Here is a 25,285-nt window from a genome sequence, read left to right on the forward strand (position 1 = left end):
GAGCCGGCCTATGAGGTCGATGGCCTTGTCCGGCAGGAAGCGGTCCGAGATGTAGCGGTCGGCCAGGGTGGCGGCGGCGACCAGGGCGGCGTCCGTGATGGAGACCCGGTGGTGGGCCTCGTAGCGGTCGCGCAGGCCCTTGAGGATCTCGATGGTGTGCGGCAGCGACGGCTCGGCGACCTGGATCGGCTGGAAGCGGCGCTCCAGCGCGGCGTCCTTCTCCAGGTGCTTGCGGTACTCGTCGAGCGTGGTGGCACCGATGGTCTGCAGCTCGCCACGGGCCAGCATCGGCTTGAGGATGCTGGCGGCGTCGATGGCGCCCTCGGCGGCGCCCGCGCCGACCAGGGTGTGCAGCTCGTCGATGAACAGGATGATGTCGCCGCGGGTGCGGATCTCCTTGAGCACCTTCTTCAGGCGCTCCTCGAAGTCACCGCGGTAGCGCGAGCCGGCCACCAGGGCACCGAGGTCCAGCGTGTAGAGCTGCTTGTCCTTGAGCGTCTCCGGGACCTCGCCCTTGACGATCGCCTGGGCCAGGCCCTCGACCACGGCGGTCTTGCCGACGCCGGGCTCACCGATCAGCACGGGGTTGTTCTTGGTGCGGCGGGACAGCACCTGCATGACCCGCTCGATCTCCTTCTCGCGCCCGATGACCGGGTCGAGCTTGGCCTCGCGGGCGGCCTGGGTGAGGTTGCGGCCGAACTGGTCCAGGACCAGCGAGGTCGACGGGGTGCCCTCGGCGGGCCCGCCGGCCGTGGCCGACTCCTTGCCGCCACCGGTCTGGTACCCGGAGAGCAGCTGGATGACCTGCTGGCGCACCCGGTTGAGGTCGGCGCCCAGCTTCACCAGGACCTGGGCGGCGACGCCCTCGCCCTCGCGGATCAGGCCGAGCAGGATGTGCTCGGTACCGATGTAGTTGTGGCCGAGCTGCAGGGCCTCGCGGAGCGAAAGCTCCAGGACCTTCTTCGCCCGGGGCGTGAAGGGAATGTGACCGGACGGGGCCTGCTGGCCCTGGCCGATGATCTCCTCGACCTGCTGGCGAACGGCCTCAAGAGAAATCCCGAGGCTCTCCAGGGCCTTAGCGGCGACACCCTCACCCTCGTGGATCAGACCCAGGAGGATGTGCTCGGTGCCGATGTAGTTGTGGTTGAGCATCCGGGCTTCTTCCTGAGCCAGGACGACAACCCGCCGCGCGCGGTCGGTGAACCTCTCGAACATCGTTTATCGCTCCTCAGAGCGGTCGGGCAGTTCGGGGTCGGTCCCCGCCCTGTCCTTCCGCATGCTAGTCCCGCTCAGCGGCGCGGCCCACGGATTCACTCCCCGGTACGGGAGCGACTTGCTGCGCGACCAGCCGACACCAATCCCAACCTGATGCTGGAAGACGGTGTTCCCACAGGTGGGCCGGATGCACCAGATACCGCTACGCCATCGGCGAACAACGCCGGGCCCGGCGGATCCGGACAGCCCCCGTCCGGTCGCGCTAACTGCCCCGGGCGGGGTCCAGGACCCCGTCCACCTGCATTCATACCCGGTATCGGGGCGGTTCTCGCGCAGTTTCCGCGGTGGCGGTGTTCGCCTGGCGAGAAGTCGGCCGGCGGTGACGGTGGTTCAGCTGCGGCAGCTGCGGCCGGTAGGCCGTCCCGGTGGTGCCGGCGTTACCGCTTCGCTCCTACAGCGTTGCACAGCCTGTGATTGTTCCGCCGCCCGGAACACCGCCCGGAACGCGCTCCGGGCGGCGGTTCGCGGCGGATCCCGGAACACCGTCCGGCGCGGACCCCGGACACCGGTGCCGGGAACACCGGCCGGACCGGTGCCCCCACCGCTGCCCCTGCGGGTGCCCGAACGGGCGCCCGCCCCCGCGCCCCGCTGCCCCGGCATGTGCCGCGGGGCGCGGAGGAGGACCCTCCGCGCCCCGCGCGTGTGCCGGGAAAGCCTCCGGTCCGCGCCGGCACCCCGCACCCGTTCCGGCCCTCCGGTAGCGCCGGTGTCAGGATGCGTTGGCCTCCTCGTAGGCCTGCCGGACGTTGCTCGGGACCCGGCCGCGGTCGTTGACCTCCAGGCCCTGCTCCTTGGCCCACGCCCGGATCTTCGCGGTGTCCGGAGCGCTGCCGGACGGGCGCGGGGCAGCGCCGCGGCCCGGACGGCGGGCGCCGGCGAGCCGGCCGCTCTGCTTGCGGCCCTTCTCCACGTACGGCGCCAGCAGACCGCGGAGCTTGTCCGCGTTGGCGCTCTTCAGATCGATCTCGTAGGCAACGCCGTCGAGCGCGAACGTCACCGTCTCGTCCGCCGAACCGCCGTCGAGATCGTCTTCAAGAATGACCTGCACCCTCTGTGCCACGGGCTTCCCTTTCCGCTAAACGACCCATTGCCTAAGGAAAGGAAAGCGCCTTTCAGCGGAAAACACAAACCCCTGAGGGGGTCGGGAGCCGCTCACAGGTGCAGCAGCATGCGCGAGTTGCCCAGAGTGTTGGGCTTCACGCGCTCCAGGTCGAGGAACTCCGCGACACCTTCATCGTACGAGCGGAGAAGTTCTTCATAGACATCCGTAGCGATCGCCGCCGGATCTGTCGTACCATCATCGGTTTCCTGGAGCTCACCGATCTCGACGAAACCGTGTTTCGCGAAGAAGGGCACCTCGAACGTCAGGCAGAAAATCCGACGGACGCCCAGCCAGCGCGCGGTCTGCAGCAGCTTCTCCAGCAGCAGATGCCCGACGCCGTGTCCGCGGCAGGACGGATCGACGGCGAGCGTACGAACCTCCGCGAGGTCCTCCCACATGACGTGCAGTGCGCCGCAGGCCACCACCGCCCCGTTGTCGTCGCGTTCCGCGACCCAGAACTCCTGGACGGACTCGAACAGTGTGACGGTGGGCTTGTCGAGCAGAATGCCGTCGCGCGAGTAGGCGTCGATGAGCCTGCGCACTGTCCGCACGTCCGTGGTCCGCGCCCGGCGGATGGTGACCTCCATGGCGGGACGTTATCGCGCCGGCCCCGCTCCGGTCTCCCCGGTATCCGCCCCGGGCTCCGCGGAATCCGGCGGGGCGGGATCGGCCGGGAACAGGGCGGCCACCCGCAACGCGTCCCGCAGCGCCTCCCGTTGCTCGGGCGACATCAGGCCGAAGAAGTGCACCAGGGCGGCCGCGGGATTGTCACTGGTGGCCCAGGCGTCGTTCATCAGCGCCGCCGTGTACGCCTCGCGGGACGAGACCGGCTCATATCGATAGGCCCGGCCGGCGCGCTCGCGGCGCAGCCAGCCCTTTCGGTGGAGCTTGTCCAGGACGGTCATCACCGTGGTGTACGCGATTTCGCGTTCCGCCTGCAGATCCAGGAGAACCTCGCGAACCGTGACCGGTCGGTTCCACTGCCACACCCGGGTCATGATGGCGTTCTCAAGTTCGCCGAGTTGCCGGACCATAGTGCGGCCAGGATAGGGAGTGAATGGGGCAAATCTTGTGAAGTGCCACCAAACCGGCGCGCCGCCACCCCCGGGAATCGGGAATGGCGGCGCGCCGGTGTTCGTGGGCGGCTGGCGGGTCAGTCGACCAGGTCCTCCTTGGACTTCTGGGCCCCGCCCTGGCTGCGGATGATGGCCCGCACCAGGAAGCCGAAGCCGATCGCCATGACCAGCGGCGGGACGATCGCGCTGACGTAGTCCATCAGGTCACTCCTCCTCGGTCTTCTCCGCCGCGGTGGCGGCGGACGCCTTGGGCTCCGGCTTGACCAGGGGGAAGAGCACGGTCTCCCGGATGTTCTTGCCGGTGAGCAGCATGATCAGGCGGTCCACCCCGAGGCCGAGGCCGCCGGTGGGCGGCATCGCGTACTCCAGGGCCCGCAGGAAGTCCTCGTCGACCTGCATCGCCTCGACGTCGCCGCCGGCCGCCAGCAGGGACTGCGCGGTCAGGCGGGCGCGCTGCTCGACCGGGTCGACCAGCTCGGAGTAGGCGGTGCCGATCTCGGTGCCGAAGATCACCAGGTCCCACTTCTCGGCCACGCCCGCGACCGAGCGGTGCTGGCGGGTCAGCGGGGAGACCTCGGTCGGGTAGTCCTTGATGAAGGTCGGCGCGACGGCGTTCTCCTCCAGCAGGCGCTCGACCATCTCCAGCACGATCTGGCCGTGGCCCCACTCCTTCTCGAAGGGGATGCCGTGCTCGGCGGCCAGCTTGCGCAGCTCCTCGACCGAGGTCTCCGGGGTGACCTCGGTGCCCAGGTGGGCGGAGATGCCGGGGTAGACGCTGACCTCGGCCCACGGCTCGGCCAGGTCGATCTCGTGCTCGACGCCGTGCGGGTCGAGGCCGCGGATCACCGTGGTGCCCAGCGCGTCGCGGGCGGCGTTGATGATCGTCGCCCGGATCAGCTCGGCCTGGGTGTCGTAGTCGCCGTAGGCCTCGTACGACTCCAGCGAGGTGAACTCCGGGTTGTGGGTGGAGTCGGCGCCCTCGTTGCGGAAGTTGCGGTTGATCTCGAAGACCTTCTCCGCGCCGCCGACCACCAGCCGCTTGAGGTACAGCTCGGGGGCGATCCGCATGAAGAGGTCGATGTCGTACGCGTTGATGTGCGTCTTGAACGGGCGCGCGTTGGCGCCGCCGTGCACCGGCTGGAGCATCGGGGTCTCGACCTCGATGTAGCCGCGCTCCTCGTAGGTGCGGCGGATCGAGCGGACCACCTTGGAGCGCAGGTGCAGGATCTCGCGGGCCTCGGGGTTGACGATCAGGTCGACGTACCGCTGGCGGACCCGGGCCTCCGGGTCGGTCAGGCCCTTGTGCTTGTCCGGCAGCGGGCGCAGGCACTTGGCGGTGAGCGCCCAGCTGTCCACCATCACCGACAGCTCGCCGCGGCGGGAGGTGATCACCTCGCCCTCGACGCCGACCTGGTCGCCGAGGTCGATGTCGGACTTCCAGGCGGCCAGCCGCTCCTCGCCCAGCTTGTCCAGGGAGAGCATCACCTGGAGGTCGCCGGAGCCGTCGCGCAGGGTGGCGAAGCAGAGCTTGCCGCCCGTCCGGGAGAGGATCACGCGGCCGGTGATGCCGGCCCGCTCGCCGGTCGCGGTGTCCGGCGCCAGGTCCGGGTGCTTGGCACGGAGGTCCGCGATGGTGCTGGTCCGGGGGAAGCCGACCGGGTACGGGTCGACGCCGGCCGCCCGGAGCCGGTCCAGCTTCTCGCGCCGGACGCGCATCTGCTCGGGAAGGTCGTCGGTCGCGGGGAGGGGGCTCTGATCGCTCACCCCACAAGGGTAGCCAGCCGCACACCGTGCTCCGCCACGGGATATCCGCGCCGGCCCCCGCGGCACGCCGAAGGGGGGAGACCGCAGGTGTGCGGTCTCCCCCCTTGGGCGAGAAATCCCGGTCAGCGCCAGATCACGTAGAAGCTCCTGCCGGCGTACGACTTCCGGGTGCCGTCCACGCTGACCGCCGTGACGGTGAGGTTCTGAATGCCCCAGTTGTTCGGTACGACGTCGACTGCCGCCGCGCCGTTGACCGCAGGGACGGTCGGCGCCTCGGTGTCGTAGATACCGGCAAAGCTGTACCTGAAGTACGCCGGCTGGAACCCGGGCTCGATCTCGTCCGTCGTGGCGGTGAAGGTGAAGTGCAACGTCTGACCCATGTAGATGGGGCTGGTGCCCGGATCCGACATCGTCATGATGAAGCCGGGATCCTGGCTGGCCCTGAAGTAGCACGGTGTGCTGGCCGGGGAGGTGTGCACCCCGTCGGTGGCGTACGCGTACCAGCTGTACGTGTTGCCCTTGACCACGTCACCCTCGAAGATCAGCGCGGAGAGCGGTCGGCCGTCGGGCTGGGCCGCGTCGGTCGCGAACGTCTTGGTGCCCTCCGGGCCGGTCAGGACCATCTGGGTCCAGACCGGCCCGGTGGCGCCGGGAAGCTTGCCCGCGGTCGCGCCGAGCTTGGAGGCCCCGAAGTTCGGGATGAACCAGCGACCGGGGCTGGGGGAGTCACAGCCTGCGCCGTCCATCGACAGCCCGGTCGGGCCGCCCTGTGGCGCGGTGAAGTAGCCGAACAGGTCGACCACCACGTCCACCGAACCGGCGTTGTTGTAGAAGTTGATGTCCCCGGAGCGGTCGACGGGGACGATCACCGTGTTGGCCACGGTCTCGCCCGCCCTGTAGTTCAGGTTCGAGCTGCTTGGCCGGGGGCTCCCACCCGGGTACACGTCGAGGTGGCTGGCAGCTGTCGGACCGGTCGCTGTCACGTTCAGCACGACGGCACTCACCTTGCCGGCGGGTAGGGCCGGCTCGTCGCTGACGGACCAGCTCAGGATGCCGCCCTGGCCGACGGGGTGGCGGCCCGGGTCCCGGGTGTCCAGGACCCGGGACGGGCCGGTGGAGGTGAAGCCGGAGCCGCTGGGGGCGCCGGTGTAGAAGCCGAACACGTCCACGACCAGGTCGGCCGTGCCGACGTGGTTGTAGAGGTCGACGCTGCCGTCGGCCCCGAGCGGGACGGTGACGAGGTTGGGCACCGTCTGGCCCGCGGTGAAGTTGAGGTTCGAGGTGACCGGCCGGGAGGTGCCGTGCGGGTACGCCGTGAGGAAGCTGGAGCCCGTGGTGTCGGTCGCGGTGACGTTGAGCACCACGGCCGTCGCCCCGGCGGCCGGGACACGGTTGCGCCCGGCGAGCTTGAGGTTGACCGTGGCGTCCGCGCCGACCGGTTGCGCGGTGCCGCCCGGACCCGTTGTGCGGGTGTCCAGCGCCCGCGACGGGGTGACCGGCTGGAAGGTCGAGGCCGCCACCGCGGGGTCGTCGGTGTAGTACCCGAACAGGTCGGCGATCAGGTTGGCCGAGCCGACGTGGTTGTACACGTCGACGTATCCGTTGGACACCGGGACGGTCACCAGGTTGGCCACCGTCTGGCCGGGAGTGAAGTTGAGGTTGGACGTCCGGGGCCGTGGCTGTCCGTCGGGGTGGACGGTGACGAAGCTGTCCCCGGTGGTGTCCGTCGCTGTCACGTTCAGGACCACCGCCGTGGCACCGGGCGCAAGCTGTCCGACGGGGAAGCGGAGGGTGCTGTCCCGGCCGAGCGCCCCATCGGCCGGGACACCGATGGCGGCCCGGGTGTCCAGCAGCCTGGTGAGGTCCGTCTGGACGAACCGGCCGGGCTGAACGGCGGCCGGCGGAACGGGGGCGCCGGGGGAGACGGCCGGTGCGGCCGATGCCGGCACGGTGACCGCGGCGAGGGCGAGGGCGGTTCCAGCGACCGCGAGGCGCAGTAGCGTGCGCGGCGGCGCCCATGCGCGGGGTCGCGGCGGGTAGAGGGTGGACCGGTCCATCCATGCTCCAGAGATCGCGGGTGGGCAGATCGGGGAGCGAACGATGGCGGACCAGGCATGGTCCAGCCCCGCCACCGGCCTTGTGACCGGTGAACTGTACGAAAGAGTGTTCCTGCAGAGCCCGCCCCCGCCGGAGGGCACTCCGGCAGCACAAAGTCATACCAGCGGGGTGATCCTCGGGGCTGCTCTTCGCTGATTACCGTTCGGCAACGAAGCGAAGAGGGGCGGCGGGCCATCGGCCCGCCGCCCCTCTTCGGTCTCTCGGGTCAACCGGTGCCGGTGGCCAGCTCCAGTTCCTCCGTCTCGGCGGGGGGCGCGGGGCGGGCCGGGGGCTTGGGGCGGCGGCCGAAGAGCTCGGCCGGGGTGGGCATCCGGTGCGGGCGGGGCGCGGACGCGGGGGTGGCGGGCTGGTCGGCGCCGGCGTCGGTGCTGCTCATCGGGATCCGTCCTCCAAGAGGGGTGGGGAGACTGCTCGGGGGTGCGGCGGGGCTCGGTACGGCGACGAGGTGGCGGTGGCCGGTGGTGAGGGCGAGCCGCTCGCGGACGGCGGCCTCGGCCAGCGCGTGGCAGCGGCCGGCCAGTCGTGAGCGGCGGGCCCGTTCGTGCTGGCCGCAGGGCTGGCGGGTAAGTCCGCGCAGTGCGGTGAGGTCCTCGGGGCCGGGGAGGTAGCCGTCGGTGACCGCCTCCTCCAGACGTTCCAGGTAGCCGCCGGTGCTGCCGGGCAGCGCGGCCCGGTAGCGGCCGAGGTCGGCGAGCAGGAAGGCGCGCAACCGGCCGCCCTCCTGGACGGCCTCGTCGATCGCCTCGGTCAGGCGCAGGGCGTCCTGGACGTCCTCGGCCCACAACTCGGCGCCCGTGGCGGTGAACGGCAGCCCGCCGGGGGCCTGGAAGTGGGCGGGGACGACAGGGTGCAGGGCTTGGGCGAGGGCGCGGCGCAGCACGCGGACTTCGTCGGCGCTGAAAGCCATGCCGCCGCGCGATCCGTGTGGCGTAGGCATGGGTTGACACTACGTGAGGAATATCCGATTTGTCGGTAACGTCGCGCCGATGCCCCACGTTCGGCCCGCCGAATGTCCCTCCGGATGTCCCGCCAGGCGTACAGCGGGACATCCGGAGGGCCGTCCGTCCGGCGCCTGCGGCCGGTGCGGTCCGGGCGTCGCCCCGGTGCGGTGTCAGCGCCGCAGCGCCTCCGCGGGCTGGATCCGGGCCGCGCGCCAGGCCGGGTAGACGCCGGCCAGCAGGCCGGTGGCCAGGCCGATGAGCGGCGCGGCGGCCACCGTCACCGGTGCGACCACCGGGGTCCAGTCGCGGGCCAGGGCCACGCCGAGCACCGTGAGCACCCCGAGCGAGGTGCCGACCAGGCCGCCGACCAGCCCCAGCGAGGCCGACTCGGTGAGGAACTGGCCGGTGATGTGGCGGCCCTTGGCGCCCAGCGCCCGGCGCAGACCGATCTCGCCGGTCCGCTCCAGGACGGCGACCAGGGTGGTGTTGGCGATCCCGACCGCGCCGATCACCAGGCAGATCCCGGCGAGCAGCAGGAAGAGCTGGTCGAGGTCGGAGGTGACGTTGGATCGCAGGGTGCGCGGGTCCGGGGGCGGTACCGGTTTGAAGTTCTCCGGGCGGGCCGGGTCCAGCGCGAGCGCGGCCTCGCCGGCGATCTGCTGGGCCGCGCCGATCCTGGTGGAGATGATCATCTTCGCCCGCTCCCGGTCGGGCGGGCCCCAGAGCCGCTCGGCGGCCCCGCGCGGCACGGTGACCGAGAGCAGCAGGTCGGCCTTGCGCCGGACGTCGCCGATGATCCCGATGACGGTGAACGGCTTGCCGTCCAGGAAGATCGCGGGCTGGGTTTCGAGCGTGGTGATCCCCAGCCGGGCCGCCGTCGCGGCGCCGAGCACGGCGACCTGCCGGCCGGTGTCGTCGTGCCAGGAGTCGAAGGTCCGGCCCTGGACCAGCTGCGGCTCGGCCGCCGCCAGGACGCCCGCCGAGGCGGCGACCACCGGCACCTGGTCCCCGCCGTTCTGCCGGCCGACCGGCGCGGCCCGGACGGTGCCGGTGGCCTGGCGCACCGGCCAGTAGACGCCGGCCGCCTCGACCCCGTTCAGCCGCTGGATGCGGGCGTCGGCGTCGGCGGGGAAGGAGAGCCGGGTCAGCTCCGGCCGCGGGCCGCCGGTGTCCTCCACGCTCACCTCGGTCGCGCTCAGCACGCTGAACCGGGAGTCGATCTGGGACGAGGTGGTGGCGGTCAGCCCGAGGACGGCCACGAAGGCGCCGACCCCGAGGACGGTGCCGAGGCCGGTCAGTGCCGAGCGGGCGGGCCGCTGGAGCACCCCGGCCAGGGCCTCGGAGAGCAGGTCGCGCAGCGGCAGCCGGGACGGCTCGACCACATGGGTGCGGCGGCGTGGCCTCATGCCGTGGCCACCTCCCGCAGCACGCCGTCGCGGATCGCCACCGTCCGCCGGCCGCGGGCGGCCACCTGGGGGTCGTGGGTGATCAGCAGGACGGTCAGGCCCTCCGCGTGCAGCTCGTCCAGCAGGGCGAGGACGGACTCCGCGGTGGCGGTGTCCAGGTTGCCGGTCGGCTCGTCGCAGAGCAGCAGCGAGGGTTGTCCGACCAGTGCCCGGGCGATCGCGACCCGCTGCCGTTCGCCGCCCGAGAGCCGGGTCGGCAGGGCGTCCAGCCGGTGGCCGAGGCCCACCTGGACGAGGGCCGCGCGGGCCCGCTCCCGCCGTTCGGCGGCGCCCCGGCGGCCGGGGGCGGACGTGTAGAGCGTGGCGAGGGCGACGTTCTCGGCCGCCGAGCGGTGCGGCAGCAGGTGGAAGGACTGGAAGACGAATCCGATCCGGCGCCCGCGCAGCGCGGTGCGGTCGCCGTCGGGGAGCGCACCGGTGTCGATGCCGTCCAGCAGGTACCGGCCGGTGGTGGGGGTGTCCAGCAGGCCGGCGATGTTGAGGAAGGTGGACTTGCCGGAGCCGGACGGGCCGGTCACCGTGACGTACTCGCCCGGTTCGACGGCCAGGTCGCAGGGCTTGAGGGCGGTGACCGGGGGCGGCCCGGGGTAGGTCAGGCCGACCTGGCGGAACTCGATGACGGGGGCGCTCACGGGGCGCCCGCCCCGCCTGCGTCCTTCACGCCGACGATCACCTGGTCGCCGGGCCCGAGCGCGCCGTCGATCAGCGGCCGGACCTCCGCGCTGCCGCCGCCGACCGTGCCCGGGGTGACCTCGACCCGGCGGCGCTGTCCGTTCCCGTACACCGTCACCACGGTCCTGCCGTCCGCCGTCGCGGACACCGCCGACAGCGGGACGACCAGCACCGGGCCGGCCGAGGAGGCGGCCCGCACGGTGAGGCGGACGTCCTGGCCGGCCAGCTTCGGGTCGAGCGGGGCGTCCGGCTCGACCACCAACTGGTAGCCGGCCGGGCCGCCGCCCTGGCCGGTGCCGCCGCCCTGGTTGGTGCCACCGCCCTGCTGGCCGGTGCCGCCGGTGCTGCTCTGCTGGGGGTCGCCGGGGGTGTCGGCGACCGCCGTGACCTTGGCGGCGGCCTTGGTCCCGGCCAACTCGGAGAGGATCTCGACCTGCTGGCCCGGGTGGACCAGGCCCTTGTCGGAGACGGACAGGGAGCCCCTGACGACCAGCGCCCCGGCCGAGACCGTCAGCACCTTGCCGTTGACCTCGCCGCCGATCCGGCCGGTGACGGCGTCGACCCGGGCGGGGAAGCCGGAGAGGAAGAGCAGCTCCGCGGCCGGGACCATCGGGCCGGTGGCGGCCCTGACGTCGGCGGCCTTCCTCCGGAGCTTGGCGAGGTCCTCACCGGCGCGGGTCACCTGCTTCTGGGCGCTGTCGACGGCGGTGCGGGCGGCGTCCGCCGGGCTCTCGCCGGCGGAGCCCGCGCTTCCGGCGCCGGCCCCGGCGCCCGTGGAGCCCGCGCCCATGGAGCCCGTACCCGTGGAGGCCGCGCCCGTGGAGCCCGACGCGCCCCCGGCGCCGTCTCCCGCGGAGCCCCCCGGGGTGGCCGTCGCGGAGGTCTGGGCCGGGGCGGACTGCCGGGCCCGCTGGGCGGCCACCGCGTCGTCGTACCGCCGCTGGGCGGCCTTCAGCGCGTCCTTGGCGTCGGACAGTGCCCGTTCGCCGCCGGTCACCGCGTCCTGTGCGGCCGACACCTGGGCGTCGCCGTCCGCGGAGGCCGGCAGCGGGTCGTAGCCGCGTGCCGCGTAGAAGGCCTGCACGGCGGCCTTGGTCGCCGCGCCGTAGGTGCCCTCGGGGTCGTCGTCCGAGCCGAATCCCAGCTCCTTCAGGGCCTGCCGGAGCTGCTTGACGTCCTGTCCGGTGGCCCCGGGCCTGAGGTCCCGGTAGACGGGGAGGTCGCCCCTGAGTGCGAACACCGGCCGCCCGGCCACCTCCAGCACCGACTGCCCGGCCTGGGCCTGGTCGCCGGCCTTCAGCGGCAGCTTGGTCACCACCGGCTTGGCGCCACCGGCCCCGCCCGCCGCGCCGCCGGCCGGAGCCACGTCCACCGACTGGCCGGCGCTCACCAGCCCGCGGACCACCACCGAGTCGGTCAGCACCCGCTTCTCCACCGGTGCGGTCAGCACGTCCGCCGGCGGTGGTTTGCTCTCCGCCGCCGCCTGCGCGGGCGACTTGATCACCAGTGAGGCGGCCAGCCCGCCGCCGGAGAGGGCCACCGCGGCCGCCACCACGACCAGGAGCAGCCGCCTGCGCCGCCGCAGCCCGTGGCGCCCGGACCCGTCCTCCAGCGGCTGCGGCCCGTCAGCCGGTCCGTCGGCCGTCCCGGCAGTCTCGGCCGTCCCGGCCTTCCCCTCGAACTCCGTCACGCCCCACCCTCGATCCGGCCCCCCGGGCCACGTTTCACGACTGGGTCAACCAGGCTTGTATACAACACCATTGATGGAAGATCAGATGGCCTGCCGTCCGGGAAGAGGAGTCGGGCCGCGGCCCCCGCCGCACCCCCGCCGCCCCCCCGGCCGAACCCCCGTTTGTCCCCGCGGACCCGTGCCCGGCGGACCTCTGTAACATCCCCGGGCCGCCGCCGGTCATTCAGGTGTAGGGGAAAACGACGCAGGGGAGCCCGGCAGATGGCACGAGAAGGTCAGCTTCGGACGGCAGGGGGCCGGGCCCGGGACGAGGACTTCCGGGCCTTCGCGGCGGCGCGCACCCCGAACCTGTACCGCACCGCCTGCCTCCTGACCGGCGGGGACACCCACCTGGCGGAGGACCTGGTCCAGGAGGCGCTCGGGCGGATCTACCTCCAGTGGCACCGCACCTCCTGGTTCACCCCGCGCGCCCGGATCGACAACCCGGCCGGGTACGCGCACACCGTGCTGGTGCGGGCCTTCCTCTCGCACCGCAGCCGCCGCAGCAGCGGCGAACAGCCCGTCGAGGCCGTCCCGGACGGCGCCGCCCGCGAGGGAGACCCGGCACTGCGGCTGACCCTGGTCGACGCGCTCGCCAGGCTCGCGCCGCGCGACCGGGCGGTGCTCGTCCTGCGCTACTGGGAGGACCGCAGCGTCGAGGAGACCTCCGAGATCCTGCGCAGCAGTTCGGGTGCGGTCCGCACCCGGACGGTCCGGGCGCTCGGCCGGATCCGCGCGGTCCTCGGCGACAGCCTCGACGAACTCGCCGAGCGCTGAGCGCCCGAGCCGGACCGATTCACACCCAAACACTCGACACACTCGACACACTCGACCGACCTGGAACGGTGGTTCAGCATGCCCGCAGACCGGGACCTTCCCGACACCCAGTACGAGCAGGACTTCACCGAGGCGATCAGCCGCGCGGGGGAGGCGTTCCACGCCGAGACCACCCCGCTGGTCGACTCCGGCTGGGCGTACGGCCGCCGGCTGCGCCGCCGCCGGCGGGCGTCGGTGCTGGCCGGAGCCGCCGCGCTGGCATTGATCGGGGTCGGCGGCGTGGCCGCCGGCTCCCTGAGCGGCGGCGGTGTCGCCGCCGGCCCGGCCTCCGGGGCCTCGGCCGCACCGGTCTCCGGCCAGGAGTTCCTCGGCATGCTGACCGAGCTGCTGCCGGCCGGCACCATCGACATCGGCACGACCGGCGAGGCCCGGGGGACGGAGAGCGGCACGCCGCAGGCACGGTTCACCTACGACGACGGCCACGGCCAGGCCCAGATCCTGTTCTGGGTCACGCGCACCCCCGACGCCATGGTCCCGGCGCCGGGCTGCCCCGAGCCCCAGGTCCTTGCCGCGGGCGGCGACACCTGCACCGACACCACCCTCGCGGACGGCTCCCAGCTGATCGTCTACCAGGCGGGCACCCGGGCCGACGAGCCGGCGGGCAGCAAGACCTGGTCGGCGAAGCTGTACTCCAAGGCCGGCTACAGCCTGATGATCCAGGAGTGGAACCGCAAGCCGCTCGACCGGGGCACCCCGGTCACCCGTACCGCTCCGCCGCTGACCACGCAGCAGCTCTCCGCGGTGGCCACCGACTCGCGCTGGGCGGGGGTCGGCGCGGCGCTCCCGTCGCGGGTGCAGCCGCCGCGCGGGCCATCGAAGCCCACCGGCCCGGCCAAGCCGACCGGCCCGGCCATCCCGAGCGGCACCCCGGCCACGCCGACCGCCCCGGCCACGCCCCGGGGCGGCAACCCGGCCGTCCCGCCGGCCGTCCCGCCGGCCCTGCCGCCGGGCGTGCAGGCGCCGGCCCCCGTGCCCGGTGCCGGTTCGCCGGAGAGCATGGCCGTCGCCGCGGCCGAGGCCGCCAAGCGGTGACGTCGGCGGCTCAGGCCGTCGGGCGGTTGCGCTCGTACACCAGGCGCAGGCCGATCAGCGTCAGCCAGGGCTCGTGCACGTCGATCGTGGCGGCCTCGCCGAGGACCAGCGGGGCCAGCCCGCCGGTGGCGATGACCTGGACGTCGTCCGGGTCCTTGGCGAGCTCCCGGGCCATCCGGTCGACCAGGCCGTCGACCTGGCCGGCGAAGCCGTAGAGGATGCCGGACTGCATGCCCTCGACGGTGTTCTTGCCGATCACGTTGCGCGGCCGGGCCAGCTCGATCTTGCGCAGCTGGGCACCGCGCGCGCCGAGCGCCTCCACCGAGATCTCGATGCCGGGGGCGATCGCCCCGCCGACGTAGTCGCCGCGGGCGTTGATCGCGTCGAAGGTGGTGGCGGTGCCGAAGTCGACCACGATGCACGGGCCGCCGTACAGGTGGTTGGCGGCCAGCGCGTTGACGATCCGGTCGGCGCCGACCTCCTTGGGGTGGTCCATCAGGACGTGCACGCCCGTCTTCACCCCGGGCTCCACGATGACCGCGGGGACGTCGCCGTAGTAACGGCGCGTCACCTCGCGGAACTCGTGGAGCACCGAGGGGACGGACGAACAGATCGCCAGGCCGTCCACCGCGGCCTCGTTGACCGCGGTGTGCGAGCCCATCAGCCCCTGGAGGAGCACCGCCAGCTCGTCGGCCGTGCGGCGCGGATCGGTGGAGATCCGCCAGTGCTCGGCCACCTCCTCGCCGTCGAACAGGCCGAGTGTGGTCTGGGTGTTGCCGACGTCGATGGTGAGCAGCATGGGTGCCTTCTGCGTGAGGGGCGATCAGGTGATCAGGCGCGCAGGTCGAGGCCGATGTCCAGGATCGGCGAGGAGTGCGTGAGCGCGCCCACGGCGAGGTAGTCGACACCAGTCTGGGCGACCTCGTGCGCGGTGGCCAGGGTCAGGCCGCCGGAAGCCTCCAGCCGGGCCCGGCCGGCCACCAGCGCGACGGCCTCCTTGAGCTGCGGGACGGTGAAGTTGTCCAGCAGGATCAGGTCGGCCCCGGCCTCCAGCACCGGCGGGATCTGCTCCAGGGTGTCCACCTCGACCTCGACCGGCAGGTCGGGGTAGGCGGCCTTGACGGCCCGGAACGCCTCGGCGACGCCGCCGGCCGCGACCACGTGGTTGTCCTTGACCAGGGCCGCGTCGGAGAGCGCCATCCGGTGGTTGGCGCCGCCGCCGCAGCGGACCGCGTACTTCTGCAGCGCCCGCAGGCCCGGGGTGGTCTTGCGGGTGTCGCGGACCACCGCGCCGGTGCCCTCCAGGGCGTCCGTCCAGGCGCGGGTCGCGGTGGCGATGCCGGAGAGGTGGCAGAGCAGGTTGAGCGCGCTGCGCTCGGCCGTCAGCAGGTCGCGGGTGCGGCTGCGGACGGAGAGCAGCACCTGGCCGGCCTCGACCCGGTCGCCGTCCTGGACGTGCCGCTCGACCTCGAACTCCTCCTCGCAGACCAGCGAGACGACGGCCTCGGCGATCCGCAGGCCGGCGACCACGCCGGCCTCGCGGGCGGTGAAGTCGGCGGTGGCGACGGCGTCGGCCGGCACGGTGGCGACCGAGGTGACGTCCTCGCCGCCGGCCAGGTCCTCGGCCAGCGCCAGGGAGGCGATGTCCTCGACCTCGACCGGGTCCAGGCCGGCCTCCTCCAGCAGCTCGGCGAGCTGCGGGTCGAGGCCGGTCTCGTAGCCCTCGCCGTCCCCGCAGGCGCAGCCGTCGCCGCAGCCGCCCTGGGAGGCCAGGGGGAGTTCCTCGTGGGAGTGGGTCATGGTTCTACTGCTCCTCAGGGGTGCTGACAAGGTCGCCGGAGGCGGTGAGCGTGGTGATCAGGTGGCGCCGCCAGGCGGCGTCGTCGCGCTCGGGGAAGTCCTCGCGCCAGTGGCAGCCGCGGGTCTCGGCGCGCTGTGCGGCGGCCTCGACCAGGGCGGTGGCGACCAGCAGCAGGTTGGCGGCCTCCCAGGTCTCCACCCGGGGGTCGGCAGGCTTCTCCTCGGCGGCGTGCGCGCAGGCCTGCTCGGCGAGCACGGCGAGGCCGGCCGCGGCGTCCGCCATCGACGCGGCCGAGCGCAGCACGCCGGCGCCGCGCGACATCAGCCGCTGGATCTCGGCCCGCGCCTCGGGCGCCGGCAGCGGCACCGTGTGCGCGGCGCGGGCGGCCGCGACGTCCACCGACCGCTCGGGCAGCCGGCCCGCACGGTGCAGGCCGGTCAGGTCGGCGGCGATCCGCTCGGCGAAGACCAGGCCTTCGAGCAGCGAGTTGGACGCCAGCCGGTTGGCGCCGTGCACCCCGGTGCAGGCCACCTCGCCGCAGGCGTAGAGGCCCGGGACGTTGGTGCGGCCGCTCAGGTCGGTACGGATGCCGCCGGAGGCGTAGTGCGCGGCCGGGGCGACCGGGATCGGCTCGGTGACCGGGTCGATGCCGTGCGAGCGGCAGGAGGCGAGGATGGTCGGGAACCGCTGCTCCCACATCGCGGCACCGAAGTGCCGACCGTCGAGGTACATGTGCTCGGCGCCCTGGAGCTGCATCTGCCGGGTGATCGCCTTGGCGACGATGTCGCGCGGGGCGAGCTCGGCCAGCTCGTGCTGCCCGAGCATGAAGCGGGTGCCGGCGGCGTCGACCAGGTGGGCGCCCTCGCCGCGGACCGCCTCGGAGACCAGCGGCTGCTGGCCCTGGGCCTCCGGGCCGAGCCAGAGCACGGTCGGGTGGAACTGCACGAACTCCAGGTCGGTGACCTCGGCGCCGGCCCGCAGCGCCAGTGCCACGCCGTCGCCGGTGGAGACCGCCGGGTTGGTGGTGGCCGAGAAGACCTGGCCCATGCCGCCGGTGGCGAGCACCACCGCGCGGGCCCGGATGGCGCCGACGCCGTCGCGCTGGCCCTCGCCCATCACGTGCAGGGTCAGGCCGGCCGCGTGGCCGTCGGCGTCGGTCAGCAGGTCGAGGACGAGGGCGTGCTCGATCAGTTCGAGGCCGGGGTCGCTGCGGACGGCCGTGACCAGTGCGCGCGATATCTCGGCGCCGGTGGCGTCCCCGCCCGCGTGCGCGATCCGGCGCCGGTGGTGGCCACCCTCGCGGGTGAGCAGGATCTCGCCGGCCTCGTCGCGGTCGAACGCGGCGCCGGTGGCGATCAGCCGGCGGACGGCGTCGGGGCCCTCGGTGACGAGGGTGCGCACGGCGTCCTCGTCGCAGAGCCCGGCGCCCGCCACCAGGGTGTCGTCGAGGTGCTGCTCGGGGGTGTCGCCCTCGCCCAGGGCGGCGGCGATGCCGCCCTGGGCCCAGCGGGTGGAGCCGTCGTCGAGCATCGCCTTGGTGACCACCACGGCCCGCAGGCCGGCCTTGCGGACGTTGAGGGCGACGGTGAGGCCGGCCACGCCGGAGCCGACCACGACGACGTCGGTGGTGGTCGTCCAGCCGGGGGCGGGGGCGGCGAGGCGGTGCGTGACGGACATGGCGTTCAGTGGCTCCTTCAGCGCGCGGCGGTAGGGGCCGCGTCGTTGCCGTCACCGTACGCCTTGTCACCGCGGAGCAGCCCGGTGCCCTCCCCGGCCTCGGCGGGGTCGCCGCCCGTGCCGGTGATCCGGTTGGCGGCGTCCACGAAGACGACCTTCGGCTCGTAGCCCTTGGCCTCGGCGGTGTCCATCTGCCCGTAGGCGATGAGTATGACGAGGTCGCCCGGGTGGACGAGGCGGGCGGCGGCGCCGTTGATGCCGATCACGCCGGAGCCGCGCGGGCCGGCGATGGTGTACGTCTCCAGCCGGGCGCCGTTGTTGATGTCGACGATGTGGACCAGCTCGCCGGGGAGCAGGTCGGCGGCGTCGAGCAGGTCCTCGTCCACCGTGACGGAGCCGACGTAGTGCAGGTCGGCCTGGGTCACGGTGGCCCGGTGGATCTTGGACTTGAGCATGGTGCGGAGCATGGGGTCACGCCTCCTGTGAGTGCATGCCTAGTGGTGCTTCGGATACCGGATGCAGCGGACGGTTCTGTGCCTGCCGCCCGTCCCGCCTGGCGGACGGTTCTGTGCCTGCCGCCCGTCCCGCCTGGCGGACGATTCTGTGCTTGTTGCTCATCCGCCTAGCGGCAGATGACGTGGACGTTGTCGATCAGGCGGGTCGAGCCCACCTTCGCGGCGACGGCCAGCACCGCCTCGCCCTGGAAGTCGTCCGCGGCCTCGGTGAAGTCGTGCGGGTCGATCAGGGCGAGGTAGTCGAGGGTGACGCCTTCGGCGCCGCCTTCCTCGGTCGAGGAGGCGATGACGGCCGCGGCGGCCTCGCGCACGGCCTTCGGGCCCTGCGCGGCCGCGTCGCGGCCGGCGAAGAGCGCCTTGGAGAGGGCGAGCGCGCGCACGCGGTCCTCGTCGGAGAGGTAGCGGTTGCGGGAGGAGAGCGCCAGGCCGTCCTCCTCGCGGATCGTCGGCACGCCCACGATCTCGACGTCGAAGTCGAGGTCGGCCACCATCCGCTGGATGATCGCCAGCTGCTGGGCGTCCTTCTCGCCGAAGAAGGCGAAGTCCGGGTCGGTGATGTGCAGCAGCTTGGCGACCACGGTCAGCACGCCGTCGAAGTGGCCGGGGCGGGTGGCGCCCTCGTAGCGCTCGCCCATCGGGCCGGCCGCCAGGCGCACCTGGGGCTCGCCGTTCGGGTAGACCTCGTCGACCGACGGCGCGAAGACCACGTCGGCGCCGTTCTCCTCGGCGAGGCGCACGTCCTCGTCCAGGGTGCGCGGGTAGCGCTCCAGGTCCTCGCCGGCGCCGAACTGCAGCGGGTTGACGAAGACGGTGACGGCGACCCGGCCGTCCCGGCCGACCTGCTTGCGGGCGGCGCGGATCAGCGCGGCGTGGCCCTCGTGCAGCGCGCCCATGGTCATCACGACCGCGTTGTCCACCGGCTGCTCGTCCGGCCAGAAGGCCGCCTCGAAGTCGGCGACGGTGTGCGTGACGACGGCCCGGTGGACCTTGGGTGCCCGCTGGGCCTTGCCCGGCTGCTTGCCGCGTGCCATTGGTCAGCTCTCCTCGTTCAGTACGTCCAGCAGCGCCGCCGCCGACGCTTCGTCGATCGTCCCGTGTGCGAGTGCCCGCTGGGCGGTGGCGCGGGCCATCGCCCGGTAGGCGGCCGGGATGTCCGGGGACACCGTACTGAGCTGCGCCAGGTGGCGCCGAACGGTGCCGGTGTCGCCCCGGGCGACCGGGCCGGTCAGGGCCGCGTCGCCGGAGCGCAGGCTGTTGTCCAGGGCGGCGCCGAGCAGCGGGCCGAGCAGCCGGCCGGGCTCGGCGACCCCGGCGGTGCGCAGCAGCTCCAGCGCCTGCGCGACCAGGGTGACCAGGTGGTTGGCGCCGTGCGCGAGGGCCGTGTGGTAGAGCGGGCGGACGCCCTCCGGCACCCACTCGGGCTCGCCGCCCATCTCCACCACCAGTGCCTCGGCGACCGGGCGCAGCTCCTCGGGGGCGGTCACCCCGAACGGGCAGCCGGCGAGGCGGGCGAGGTCGACGGAGGTGCCGGTGAAGGTCATCGCGGGGTGCAGCGCCAGCGGCAGCGCCCCGGCCCGGGTGGCGGGCTCCAGGACGGCGACGCCGTGCGCGCCCGAGGTGTGCACGACCAGTTGGCCGGGCCGGATCGAACCGGTCGAGGCGAGGCCGGCCACCAGGTCGGCCAGCGCGTCGTCGGGGACGGTGAGCAGCACCAGGTCGGCGGCGGCGAGCACCTGCGGCGGGGTGACGATCCGCACGCCCGGCAGCAGCGCGTCGGCGCGGCGGCGGGAGGCGGCGGAGACCCCGGAGGCGGCGACCACCCGGTGGCCGGCGAGCTGGAGGGCGGCGCCGAGCGCGGGGCCGACCCGGCCGGTGCCGACCACGCCGACGGCGAGCCGCGCGGGGCGGTTGCCGGGGTCGGCGGGGTCGCCGAAACCGTCGGCGAGCGGGGCGAAGTCGGCCGGGGTGAAGTCGGCACTGTCGGACGTACTCACGGCTCGGCCCTGGTCCTCACTCTCCGTTCCGGTCCTCTTCGGGTACCGGACGCACCGGCCCATTCTACGGGGGCGGCCCCGGGCGGATTCAATCAGTGGCGCCGGCCCGGACCAGGCCCGCCTCGTAGGCCAGGACGACGGCCTGGACCCGGTCGCGCAGGCCGAGCTTGGCCAGGATCCGGCCGACGTGGGTCTTCACGGTGGCCTCGGAGAGGACCAGCCGGGCGGCGATCTCGCCGTTCGACAGGCCCTGGGCGACCAGCAGGAAGACCTCGCGCTCGCGCTCGGTGAGCGGGCCGAGGGTGTCCGGGCCGGGCGCGCTGGCCGGGGTGGGCAGCACCTCGGCGAAGCGGTCGATCATGCGGCGGGTGGTGGTCGGTGCGACCACCGCGTCACCGCCGTGCACCGCGCGGATCGCGGCCACCAGCTCGGTCGGCGGCACGTCCTTGAGCAGGAAGCCGCTGGCCCCGGCCTTGAGCGCGGCGAAGGCGTACTCGTCGAGGTCGAAGGTGGTGAGGATGAGGACGTGCGGGGCGTCCGGCAGCGGGCTGCCGTCCTCGGCGAGGCAGATCCGCCGGGTGGCCTGCACGCCGTCCAGGCGGGGCATCCGGACGTCCATCAGGATCACGTCCACCTGTGTCTGCTTCAGCTTCTCCAGGGCCTGCGCGCCGTCGCCGGCCTCGGCGGCGATCTCGATGTCGCCCTGCGACTGCAGGATCATCCGGAAGCCGGTGCGCAGCAGCTCCTGGTCGTCGACGAGCATCACGCGGATGGTCAAGGTGGCTCCTAGGTTGGTGGCGGCGACGAGGCGGGGTGGCCGGGTCAGTGTGCCGTCTTGAGCGGCAGGACGGCGCGGATCCGGAAGCCGCCGCCGGGGCGCGGCCCGACGTCGAGGCTTCCGCTGACCATGCCGACGCGCTCGCGCATGCCGATCAGGCCGTGGCCCTGGCCGTCGATGCCGCCGGTGGCCAGCTGCTCGTCGGTGGAGCCGCGGCCGTCGTCCTCGACCAGGACGGCCAGCTCGCGCTCGCCGAAGTCGACCGCGACCCGGGCGTGGACGTCCGGGCCGCCGTGCTTGCGGACGTTGGTCAGCGCCTCCTGGACGATCCGGTAGACGGTCAGCTCGACGCCGCGCGGCAGCTCGCGCGGGTTGCCCGAGGTGGCGAAGTCCACCTGGAGGCCGGCCGTGCGGACCTGGTCCAGCAGCTCGGGCAGCTCCTCGACGCCGGGCTGCGGCACGTACTCCTCGGCGGTGTCGGCGGTGCGCAGCACGCCCAGCAGGCGGCGCATCTCGACCAGCGCCTGGCGCCCGGTGGAGGCGATCGTGCCGAGCGCCTCCTTGGCCTGCTGCGGCGAGTTGTCCAGGACGTAGGCGGCGCCGTCGGCCTGGACGATCATGACGGAGACGTTGTGCGCGACCACGTCGTGCAGCTCGCGCGCGATCCGCGCCCGCTCGGCGGCGACCGCCACCTTGGCCTGGGCGTCCCGTTCGCGCTCCAGCCGGGCGGCGCGGTCCTCCAGCTCGACCAGGTAGGCGCGGCGCACCCGGGTGAGCCGGCCCCACGCCCAGCAGAGGATGAACGGGGTCGACATCAGGGCGGAGACCAGCAGGAACTCGGCCGTGCTGCGGTGCTGTCCGTGCCAGACGCCGTCGTCGTCGGTGTAGCCGGACGGGAAGCGCCCGAGGACCAGCGGCCCCGCCAGCAGCCCGCCGGCCAGGCTGAGCCGTGACGTCCAGACCGCGCCGAAGGCGGCGCCGGTGTAGGCGAAGACCAGGTAGCCGATGCTGGAGGCGCCCACCGGGACGCCGAGCGCGACCTGGAGCAGCCCGACCGCGCCGGCGACGCCGACGGTGAGGTTCGGGAACCGGCGGCGGAACACCATCAGCAGCGGGATGACGACCGCGATGGCGTAGTAGACGCCGAGCTTCCAGCCCGTGGCGTTGGTGCTGTCGGGCAGGAGGCCGAGGAAGAGCACCAGCGACGCCCAGGCGGAGTCGACCACCATGGGGTGACGGCGGAGCCAGGCGTTGAGTCGATGCACGTCTCAAGCGTAGGCAGTCGCGCAGTGTGCCCAGGTCCGCCGGGAGGGCGATCCGTCCTACTCCCTAGGTCGGAGAAGCCCCGCCTCCGGTTGGGAGGGTGCGTCCGGATCCCGGTAGCGTCCCGGCGCATGACGTGGATGCGGTGGCGGGCCGCCATGGAACAGGCCCTGTACGACCCGGACGGCGGCTTCTACCGCAGGCCGGAGGGCCCGGCGGGGCACTTCCGCACCTCCGTGCACGCCTCCCCGCTGTTCGCCCGTGCGGTGGCCCGGCTCCTGCTGGAGGTCGACACGGCCCTCGGCCGTCCGGAGGAGCTGGCCTTCGTGGACGTCGGGGCGGGCCGCGGCGAGCTGCTGGCCGGCGTGCTGGCCGAGCTGCCGGACACGGTGCTCGCGCGGCTGCGGCCGTACGGCGTGGAGATCGCCGACCGGCCGGACGGCCTGCCGTCCACAGTCCTGTGGACGGACGAGGTGCCGCGCGGGGTCAGCGGGCTGCTGTTCGCCAACGAGTGGCTGGACAACGTGCCGCTGGACGTCGGCGAGGTGGACGGGGACGGGGTGCTGCGCTACGTCGAGGTGGACACCGGGACCGGCGCCGAGCGGGCGGGCGGGCCGGTGGACGCGGCGGACGCCGACTGGGCCGCCCGCTGGTGGCCGGCCCGTGAACCGGTGGCCTTCGTGGAGTTCGGCGGGCCCCGGGACGCGGCCTGGGCGCACGCCGTCGCCGGGCTGGAGCGCGGCCTGGCCGTCGCCGTCGACTACGGCCACACCGCCGGACACCGCCCGCCGCTGGCGACCCTGACCGGCTTCCGGGCCGGCCGCGAGGTGCCGCCGGTGCCCGACGGCTCCTGCGACGTCACCGCGCACGTGGCGCTGGACGCGGTGGCCGTTCCCGGTCTCCACAGCCTGTGGACGACGCAGCGCGACGCCCTGCGGGCGCTCGGCGTCAGCGGCGCCCGCCCGTCGCTCGCCCTGGCCTCCACCGACCCGGTGGCCTACCTGCGGGCGCTCGGCGGCGCCGGCGAGGGCGCCGAGCTGACCGACCGTGCGGGCCTGGGCGCGTTCGGCTGGCTCGCGCAGGCCGTCCGCATGCCACTGCCCGAGATCCTGAAGGGGCCGGAGAGCCTGGAGATGCTGCCGGGATGGCAGACTCTGGGGTCATGAGGGAGACCACGGTCGGCATCGGGGCGGGAGCCGAGAACTTCACGGGCGAGGCGGGCACCACCGACATGGTGCTCAACATCGGCCCGCAGCACCCCGCGACCCACGGCGTACTGCGCCTGAAGCTGGTGCTGGACGGCGAGCGGATCGTGTCCGCCGAGCCGGTGATCGGCTACATGCACCGCGGCGCGGAGAAGCTCTTCGAGGCGCGCGACTACCGGCAGATCATCATGCTGGCCAACCGGCACGACTGGCTCTCCGCCTTCTCCAACGAGCTGGGCGTGGTGCTGGGCGTCGAGCGGATGCTCGGCATGGAGGTGCCCGAGCGCGCGGTCTGGATCCGCACCCTGCTCGCCGAGCTGAACCGGGTGCTCAACCACCTGATGTTCCTCGGCTCCTACCCGCTGGAGCTGGGCGGGATCACCCCGATCTTCCACGCGTTCTCCGGCCGCGAGGACCTCCAGCACGTGCTGGAGGAGGCCTCCGGCGGCCGGATGCACTACATGTTCAACCGGGTCGGGGGCCTCAAGGAGGACCTCCCGGCCGGCTGGCTCGGCCGGGTCCGCGCCGCGGTCGCCGTCGTCCGCTCCCAGCTGCCGGTCTTCGAGGACCTCGTCCTCGGCAACGAGATCTTCCGCGCCCGCACCGCCGGCGTCGGCGTGCTCAGCAGGGCGCACGCCGAGGCGTACGGCGTCAGCGGGCCGATCGCGCGCGCCAGCGGGCTCGACTTCGACCTGCGCCGCGACGAGCCCTACCTCGCGTACGGCTCGGACGAGCTGCGCTCGGTGCTGACCGTGGTCACCCGCGAGGAGGGCGACTGCCTGGCCCGCTTCGAGTGCCTGCTGGAGCAGACCGTCAACGCGCTGGACCTCGCCGACGCCTGCCTCGACAAGCTGGCCACGCTGGCGCCCGGCCCGGTCAACCTGCGGCTGCCCAAGGTGCTCAAGGCCCCCGAGGGCAGCACCTACGCCTGGACGGAGAACCCGCTCGGCGTCAACGGCTACTACCTGGTGTCCCGCGGCGACAAGACGCCGTGGCGGCTCAAGCTCCGCTCGGCGTCCTTCAACAACATCCAGGCGCTGACCGAGCTGCTGCCCGGCACCCTGGTCGCCGACATGGTGGCGATCCTGGGCTCGATGTTCTTCGTCGTCGGGGACATCGACAAGTAGAGCCCGGCCGCCCGGGCCCCGCCCGCGCCGCCTACTGCTTCTTCTTCGGCCTGGCCGGATCGGCCGGGTGCGGGGCCACCTTGCGGTCGCCCCTGGTGGCGATCCGCTGCTCGCAGAGGCCGGTCAGCACCTCGTACGCGGCCCGGCCCATCAGCTCGGTGAGCTCGGGGCGGTAGCTGACGTACACCGGGTCGGCGCCGGTGTGCGCCTCCGGGCTGCCGGTGCACCACCAGTGCAGGTCGTGGCCGCCCGGGCCCCAGCCCCGGCGGTCGTACTCGCCGATGGTGACCTGGAGGTAGCGGGTGTCGTCCGGGCGGTCGACCCAGTCGTAGGTGCGGCGCACCGGGAGCTGCCAGCAGACGTCCGGCTTGGTCTCCAGCGGCTCCCGGCCCTCCTTGAGGGCGAGCGCGTGCAGGGCGCAGCCGGCGCCGCCCGCGAAGCCCGGGCTGTTGACGAAGATGCAGGCGCCGTTGACCCGGCGGGTCTGCCGGTCGCCGTCCTCGTCGAGCATGGTGATGCCGTCGTCGGCCTTGATCCGCCCCTTGGCGTCGGTGCCGTGCGCGAAGTTCTCCCAGATCTCGGGCGTCAGCCGGGCGGCGTGGCCGGCCACGCGCTGCTCGTCGTCCTCGTCCGAGTAGTGCGCGCCGAGCGTGCAGCAGCCGTCCGACTCGCCGCGGCCCTCGCGGATGCCGTGGCACCCCTGGCCGAAGATGCACGACCAGCGGGAGGTGAGCCAGGTGAGGTCGCAGCGGAAGACCTGCTCCTCGTCGTCGGGGTCGGTGAACTCGACCCAGGCGCGCGGGAAGTCGAGCGGGACCTCGGTACGCAGGGTGGGCATCGCGAGGTCGACCGCGGTCGACCCGGTCTTGGACTTCTTCTTGGACGTGTCTGCTGCTGCCACCCGGCAAGGGTA

24 protein-coding genes are annotated in these 25,285 nt (G+C 73.4%); 4 read left to right on the forward strand and 20 right to left on the reverse strand.

Annotated elements, in window-relative coordinates:
* From C2142_RS40165 to C2142_RS21870, 11 genes are all read right to left on the reverse strand, one after another.
* The coding region (locus C2142_RS40165) for a Clp protease N-terminal domain-containing protein (protein WP_241002715.1) at positions 1-1,215 on the reverse strand (1,215 nt) is incomplete at its 3' end.
* Between the two features lie 769 nt (positions 1,216-1,984).
* Positions 1,985-2,335, reverse strand: a complete 351-nt coding sequence (locus C2142_RS21830; RefSeq protein ID WP_148644217.1) for an Lsr2 family protein — start codon at positions 2,333-2,335, stop codon at positions 1,985-1,987.
* 92 nt (positions 2,336-2,427) lie between these two features.
* Positions 2,428-2,964, reverse strand: a complete 537-nt coding sequence (locus tag C2142_RS21835; protein ID WP_148644218.1) for an amino-acid N-acetyltransferase — start codon at positions 2,962-2,964, stop codon at positions 2,428-2,430.
* A gap of 9 nt (positions 2,965-2,973) precedes the next feature.
* Entirely contained in the window at positions 2,974-3,411 is a 438-nt protein-coding gene (locus C2142_RS21840; protein ID WP_148644219.1) for a BlaI/MecI/CopY family transcriptional regulator, read from the reverse strand.
* A gap of 119 nt (positions 3,412-3,530) precedes the next feature.
* Positions 3,531-3,653, reverse strand: coding sequence for a hypothetical protein (locus tag C2142_RS41670; protein WP_277347267.1), 123 nt, complete (start codon positions 3,651-3,653; stop codon positions 3,531-3,533).
* Positions 3,654-3,657: 4 nt separating this feature from the next.
* Positions 3,658-5,217, reverse strand: a complete 1,560-nt coding sequence (gene lysX, locus C2142_RS21845; protein WP_148644220.1) for a bifunctional lysylphosphatidylglycerol synthetase/lysine--tRNA ligase LysX — start codon at positions 5,215-5,217, stop codon at positions 3,658-3,660.
* A 122-nt stretch (positions 5,218-5,339) separates the two neighbouring features.
* Positions 5,340-7,274: a hypothetical protein gene (locus C2142_RS21850; RefSeq protein ID WP_148644221.1), complete on the reverse strand. Its 1,935-nt coding sequence runs from the start codon at positions 7,272-7,274 to the stop codon at positions 5,340-5,342.
* 266 nt (positions 7,275-7,540) lie between these two features.
* Positions 7,541-8,242: a hypothetical protein gene (locus C2142_RS21855; protein WP_148644222.1), complete on the reverse strand. Its 702-nt coding sequence runs from the start codon at positions 8,240-8,242 to the stop codon at positions 7,541-7,543.
* A 204-nt stretch (positions 8,243-8,446) separates the two neighbouring features.
* Complete coding sequence (locus C2142_RS21860) at positions 8,447-9,682, reverse strand: ABC transporter permease (protein ID WP_148644223.1); 1,236 nt, start codon at positions 9,680-9,682, stop codon at positions 8,447-8,449.
* Positions 9,679-10,374, reverse strand: a complete 696-nt coding sequence (locus C2142_RS21865) for an ABC transporter ATP-binding protein (protein WP_148644224.1) — start codon at positions 10,372-10,374, stop codon at positions 9,679-9,681. The genes C2142_RS21860 and C2142_RS21865 overlap by 4 nt, the downstream gene beginning before the upstream one ends.
* Positions 10,371-12,104: a peptidoglycan-binding protein gene (locus C2142_RS21870; protein ID WP_241002716.1), complete on the reverse strand. Its 1,734-nt coding sequence runs from the start codon at positions 12,102-12,104 to the stop codon at positions 10,371-10,373. Before C2142_RS21870 ends, C2142_RS21865 begins: the two co-directional genes overlap by 4 nt.
* Positions 12,105-12,365: 261 nt before the next feature.
* On the opposite strand from C2142_RS21870, the gene C2142_RS21875 reads away from it, so the two are divergent.
* Together C2142_RS21875 and C2142_RS21880 are read left to right on the forward strand one after the other, a co-directional pair.
* Positions 12,366-12,920: a SigE family RNA polymerase sigma factor gene (locus tag C2142_RS21875; protein ID WP_148644225.1), complete on the forward strand. Its 555-nt coding sequence runs from the start codon at positions 12,366-12,368 to the stop codon at positions 12,918-12,920.
* Between the two features lie 78 nt (positions 12,921-12,998).
* Complete coding sequence (locus C2142_RS21880; RefSeq protein WP_148644226.1) at positions 12,999-14,012, forward strand: hypothetical protein; 1,014 nt, start codon at positions 12,999-13,001, stop codon at positions 14,010-14,012.
* Between the two features lie 10 nt (positions 14,013-14,022).
* Here the strand turns inward: C2142_RS21880 and C2142_RS21885 are convergent, their stop codons facing one another.
* The 8 genes from C2142_RS21885 to C2142_RS21920 all read right to left on the reverse strand — a co-directional run bounded on the left by C2142_RS21885 (position 14,023) and on the right by C2142_RS21920 (position 22,042).
* Positions 14,023-14,811 (reverse strand): type III pantothenate kinase, encoded by a 789-nt coding sequence (locus tag C2142_RS21885; RefSeq protein WP_148644227.1) that lies wholly within the window; start codon positions 14,809-14,811, stop codon positions 14,023-14,025.
* Positions 14,812-14,843: 32 nt separating this feature from the next.
* Positions 14,844-15,812 (reverse strand): carboxylating nicotinate-nucleotide diphosphorylase, encoded by a 969-nt coding sequence (gene nadC / locus C2142_RS21890; RefSeq protein WP_148644228.1) that lies wholly within the window; start codon positions 15,810-15,812, stop codon positions 14,844-14,846.
* 4 nt (positions 15,813-15,816) lie between these two features.
* Positions 15,817-17,490: an L-aspartate oxidase gene (locus tag C2142_RS21895; RefSeq protein ID WP_148644229.1), complete on the reverse strand. Its 1,674-nt coding sequence runs from the start codon at positions 17,488-17,490 to the stop codon at positions 15,817-15,819.
* A gap of 17 nt (positions 17,491-17,507) precedes the next feature.
* Entirely contained in the window at positions 17,508-17,957 is a 450-nt protein-coding gene (panD, locus tag C2142_RS21900; protein ID WP_148644230.1) for an aspartate 1-decarboxylase, read from the reverse strand.
* Positions 17,958-18,112: 155 nt separating this feature from the next.
* The gene (gene panC, locus C2142_RS21905; protein ID WP_148644231.1) at positions 18,113-19,036 is read right to left on the reverse strand and encodes a pantoate--beta-alanine ligase; all 924 of its coding nucleotides are present in this window, start codon (positions 19,034-19,036) and stop codon (positions 18,113-18,115) included.
* A gap of 3 nt (positions 19,037-19,039) precedes the next feature.
* Positions 19,040-19,888: a DUF2520 domain-containing protein gene (locus tag C2142_RS21910; protein WP_241003246.1), complete on the reverse strand. Its 849-nt coding sequence runs from the start codon at positions 19,886-19,888 to the stop codon at positions 19,040-19,042.
* A 199-nt stretch (positions 19,889-20,087) separates the two neighbouring features.
* Positions 20,088-20,777 carry a response regulator transcription factor gene (locus C2142_RS21915; RefSeq protein WP_148644233.1) on the reverse strand — a complete coding sequence of 230 codons (690 nt, stop codon included), beginning with the start codon at positions 20,775-20,777 and terminating at the stop codon, positions 20,088-20,090.
* Between the two features lie 44 nt (positions 20,778-20,821).
* Positions 20,822-22,042, reverse strand: coding sequence for a sensor histidine kinase (locus tag C2142_RS21920; protein ID WP_148644234.1), 1,221 nt, complete (start codon positions 22,040-22,042; stop codon positions 20,822-20,824).
* 129 nt (positions 22,043-22,171) lie between these two features.
* Here C2142_RS21920 and C2142_RS21925 point away from each other — a divergent pair, with 129 nt between their 5' ends.
* Positions 22,172-23,206, forward strand: a complete 1,035-nt coding sequence (locus C2142_RS21925) for an SAM-dependent methyltransferase (protein ID WP_148644235.1) — start codon at positions 22,172-22,174, stop codon at positions 23,204-23,206.
* Positions 23,203-24,372: an NADH-quinone oxidoreductase subunit D gene (locus C2142_RS21930; RefSeq protein WP_148644236.1), complete on the forward strand. Its 1,170-nt coding sequence runs from the start codon at positions 23,203-23,205 to the stop codon at positions 24,370-24,372. The genes C2142_RS21925 and C2142_RS21930 overlap by 4 nt, the downstream gene beginning before the upstream one ends.
* A gap of 31 nt (positions 24,373-24,403) precedes the next feature.
* On the opposite strand, the gene C2142_RS21935 is transcribed toward C2142_RS21930, so the two are convergent.
* Positions 24,404-25,210, reverse strand: a complete 807-nt coding sequence (locus tag C2142_RS21935) for a hypothetical protein (protein WP_148644937.1) — start codon at positions 25,208-25,210, stop codon at positions 24,404-24,406.
* Between the last annotated feature and the right edge of the window lie 75 nt (positions 25,211-25,285).

Origin of the sequence: Streptomyces sp. CB01881, from assembly GCF_002953255.1 — a bacterium.
Lineage (GTDB): Bacteria > Actinomycetota > Actinomycetes > Streptomycetales > Streptomycetaceae > Kitasatospora.

Coding starts and splice junctions, on each gene's coding strand:
- C2142_RS21855 (WP_148644222.1), bottom strand. CDS start 8,242: ATGGCTTTCAGCGCCGACGAAGTCCGCGTGCTGCGCCGCGCCCTCGCC.
- C2142_RS21935 (WP_148644937.1), bottom strand. CDS start 25,210: ATGCCCACCCTGCGTACCGAGGTCCCGCTCGACTTCCCGCGCGCCTGG.
- nadC (WP_148644228.1), bottom strand. CDS start 15,812: ATGACCCACTCCCACGAGGAACTCCCCCTGGCCTCCCAGGGCGGCTGC.
- C2142_RS21860 (WP_148644223.1), bottom strand. CDS start 9,682: ATGAGGCCACGCCGCCGCACCCATGTGGTCGAGCCGTCCCGGCTGCCG.
- C2142_RS21835 (WP_148644218.1), bottom strand. CDS start 2,964: ATGGAGGTCACCATCCGCCGGGCGCGGACCACGGACGTGCGGACAGTG.
- C2142_RS21850 (WP_148644221.1), bottom strand. CDS start 7,274: ATGGACCGGTCCACCCTCTACCCGCCGCGACCCCGCGCATGGGCGCCG.
- C2142_RS21930 (WP_148644236.1), top strand. CDS start 23,203: ATGAGGGAGACCACGGTCGGCATCGGGGCGGGAGCCGAGAACTTCACG.
- panD (WP_148644230.1), bottom strand. CDS start 17,957: ATGCTCCGCACCATGCTCAAGTCCAAGATCCACCGGGCCACCGTGACC.
- C2142_RS21895 (WP_148644229.1), bottom strand. CDS start 17,490: ATGTCCGTCACGCACCGCCTCGCCGCCCCCGCCCCCGGCTGGACGACC.
- C2142_RS21925 (WP_148644235.1), top strand. CDS start 22,172: ATGACGTGGATGCGGTGGCGGGCCGCCATGGAACAGGCCCTGTACGAC.
- C2142_RS21840 (WP_148644219.1), bottom strand. CDS start 3,411: ATGGTCCGGCAACTCGGCGAACTTGAGAACGCCATCATGACCCGGGTG.
- panC (WP_148644231.1), bottom strand. CDS start 19,036: ATGGCACGCGGCAAGCAGCCGGGCAAGGCCCAGCGGGCACCCAAGGTC.
- C2142_RS21880 (WP_148644226.1), top strand. CDS start 12,999: ATGCCCGCAGACCGGGACCTTCCCGACACCCAGTACGAGCAGGACTTC.
- C2142_RS21875 (WP_148644225.1), top strand. CDS start 12,366: ATGGCACGAGAAGGTCAGCTTCGGACGGCAGGGGGCCGGGCCCGGGAC.
- C2142_RS21885 (WP_148644227.1), bottom strand. CDS start 14,811: ATGCTGCTCACCATCGACGTCGGCAACACCCAGACCACACTCGGCCTG.
- C2142_RS41670 (WP_277347267.1), bottom strand. CDS start 3,653: ATGGACTACGTCAGCGCGATCGTCCCGCCGCTGGTCATGGCGATCGGC.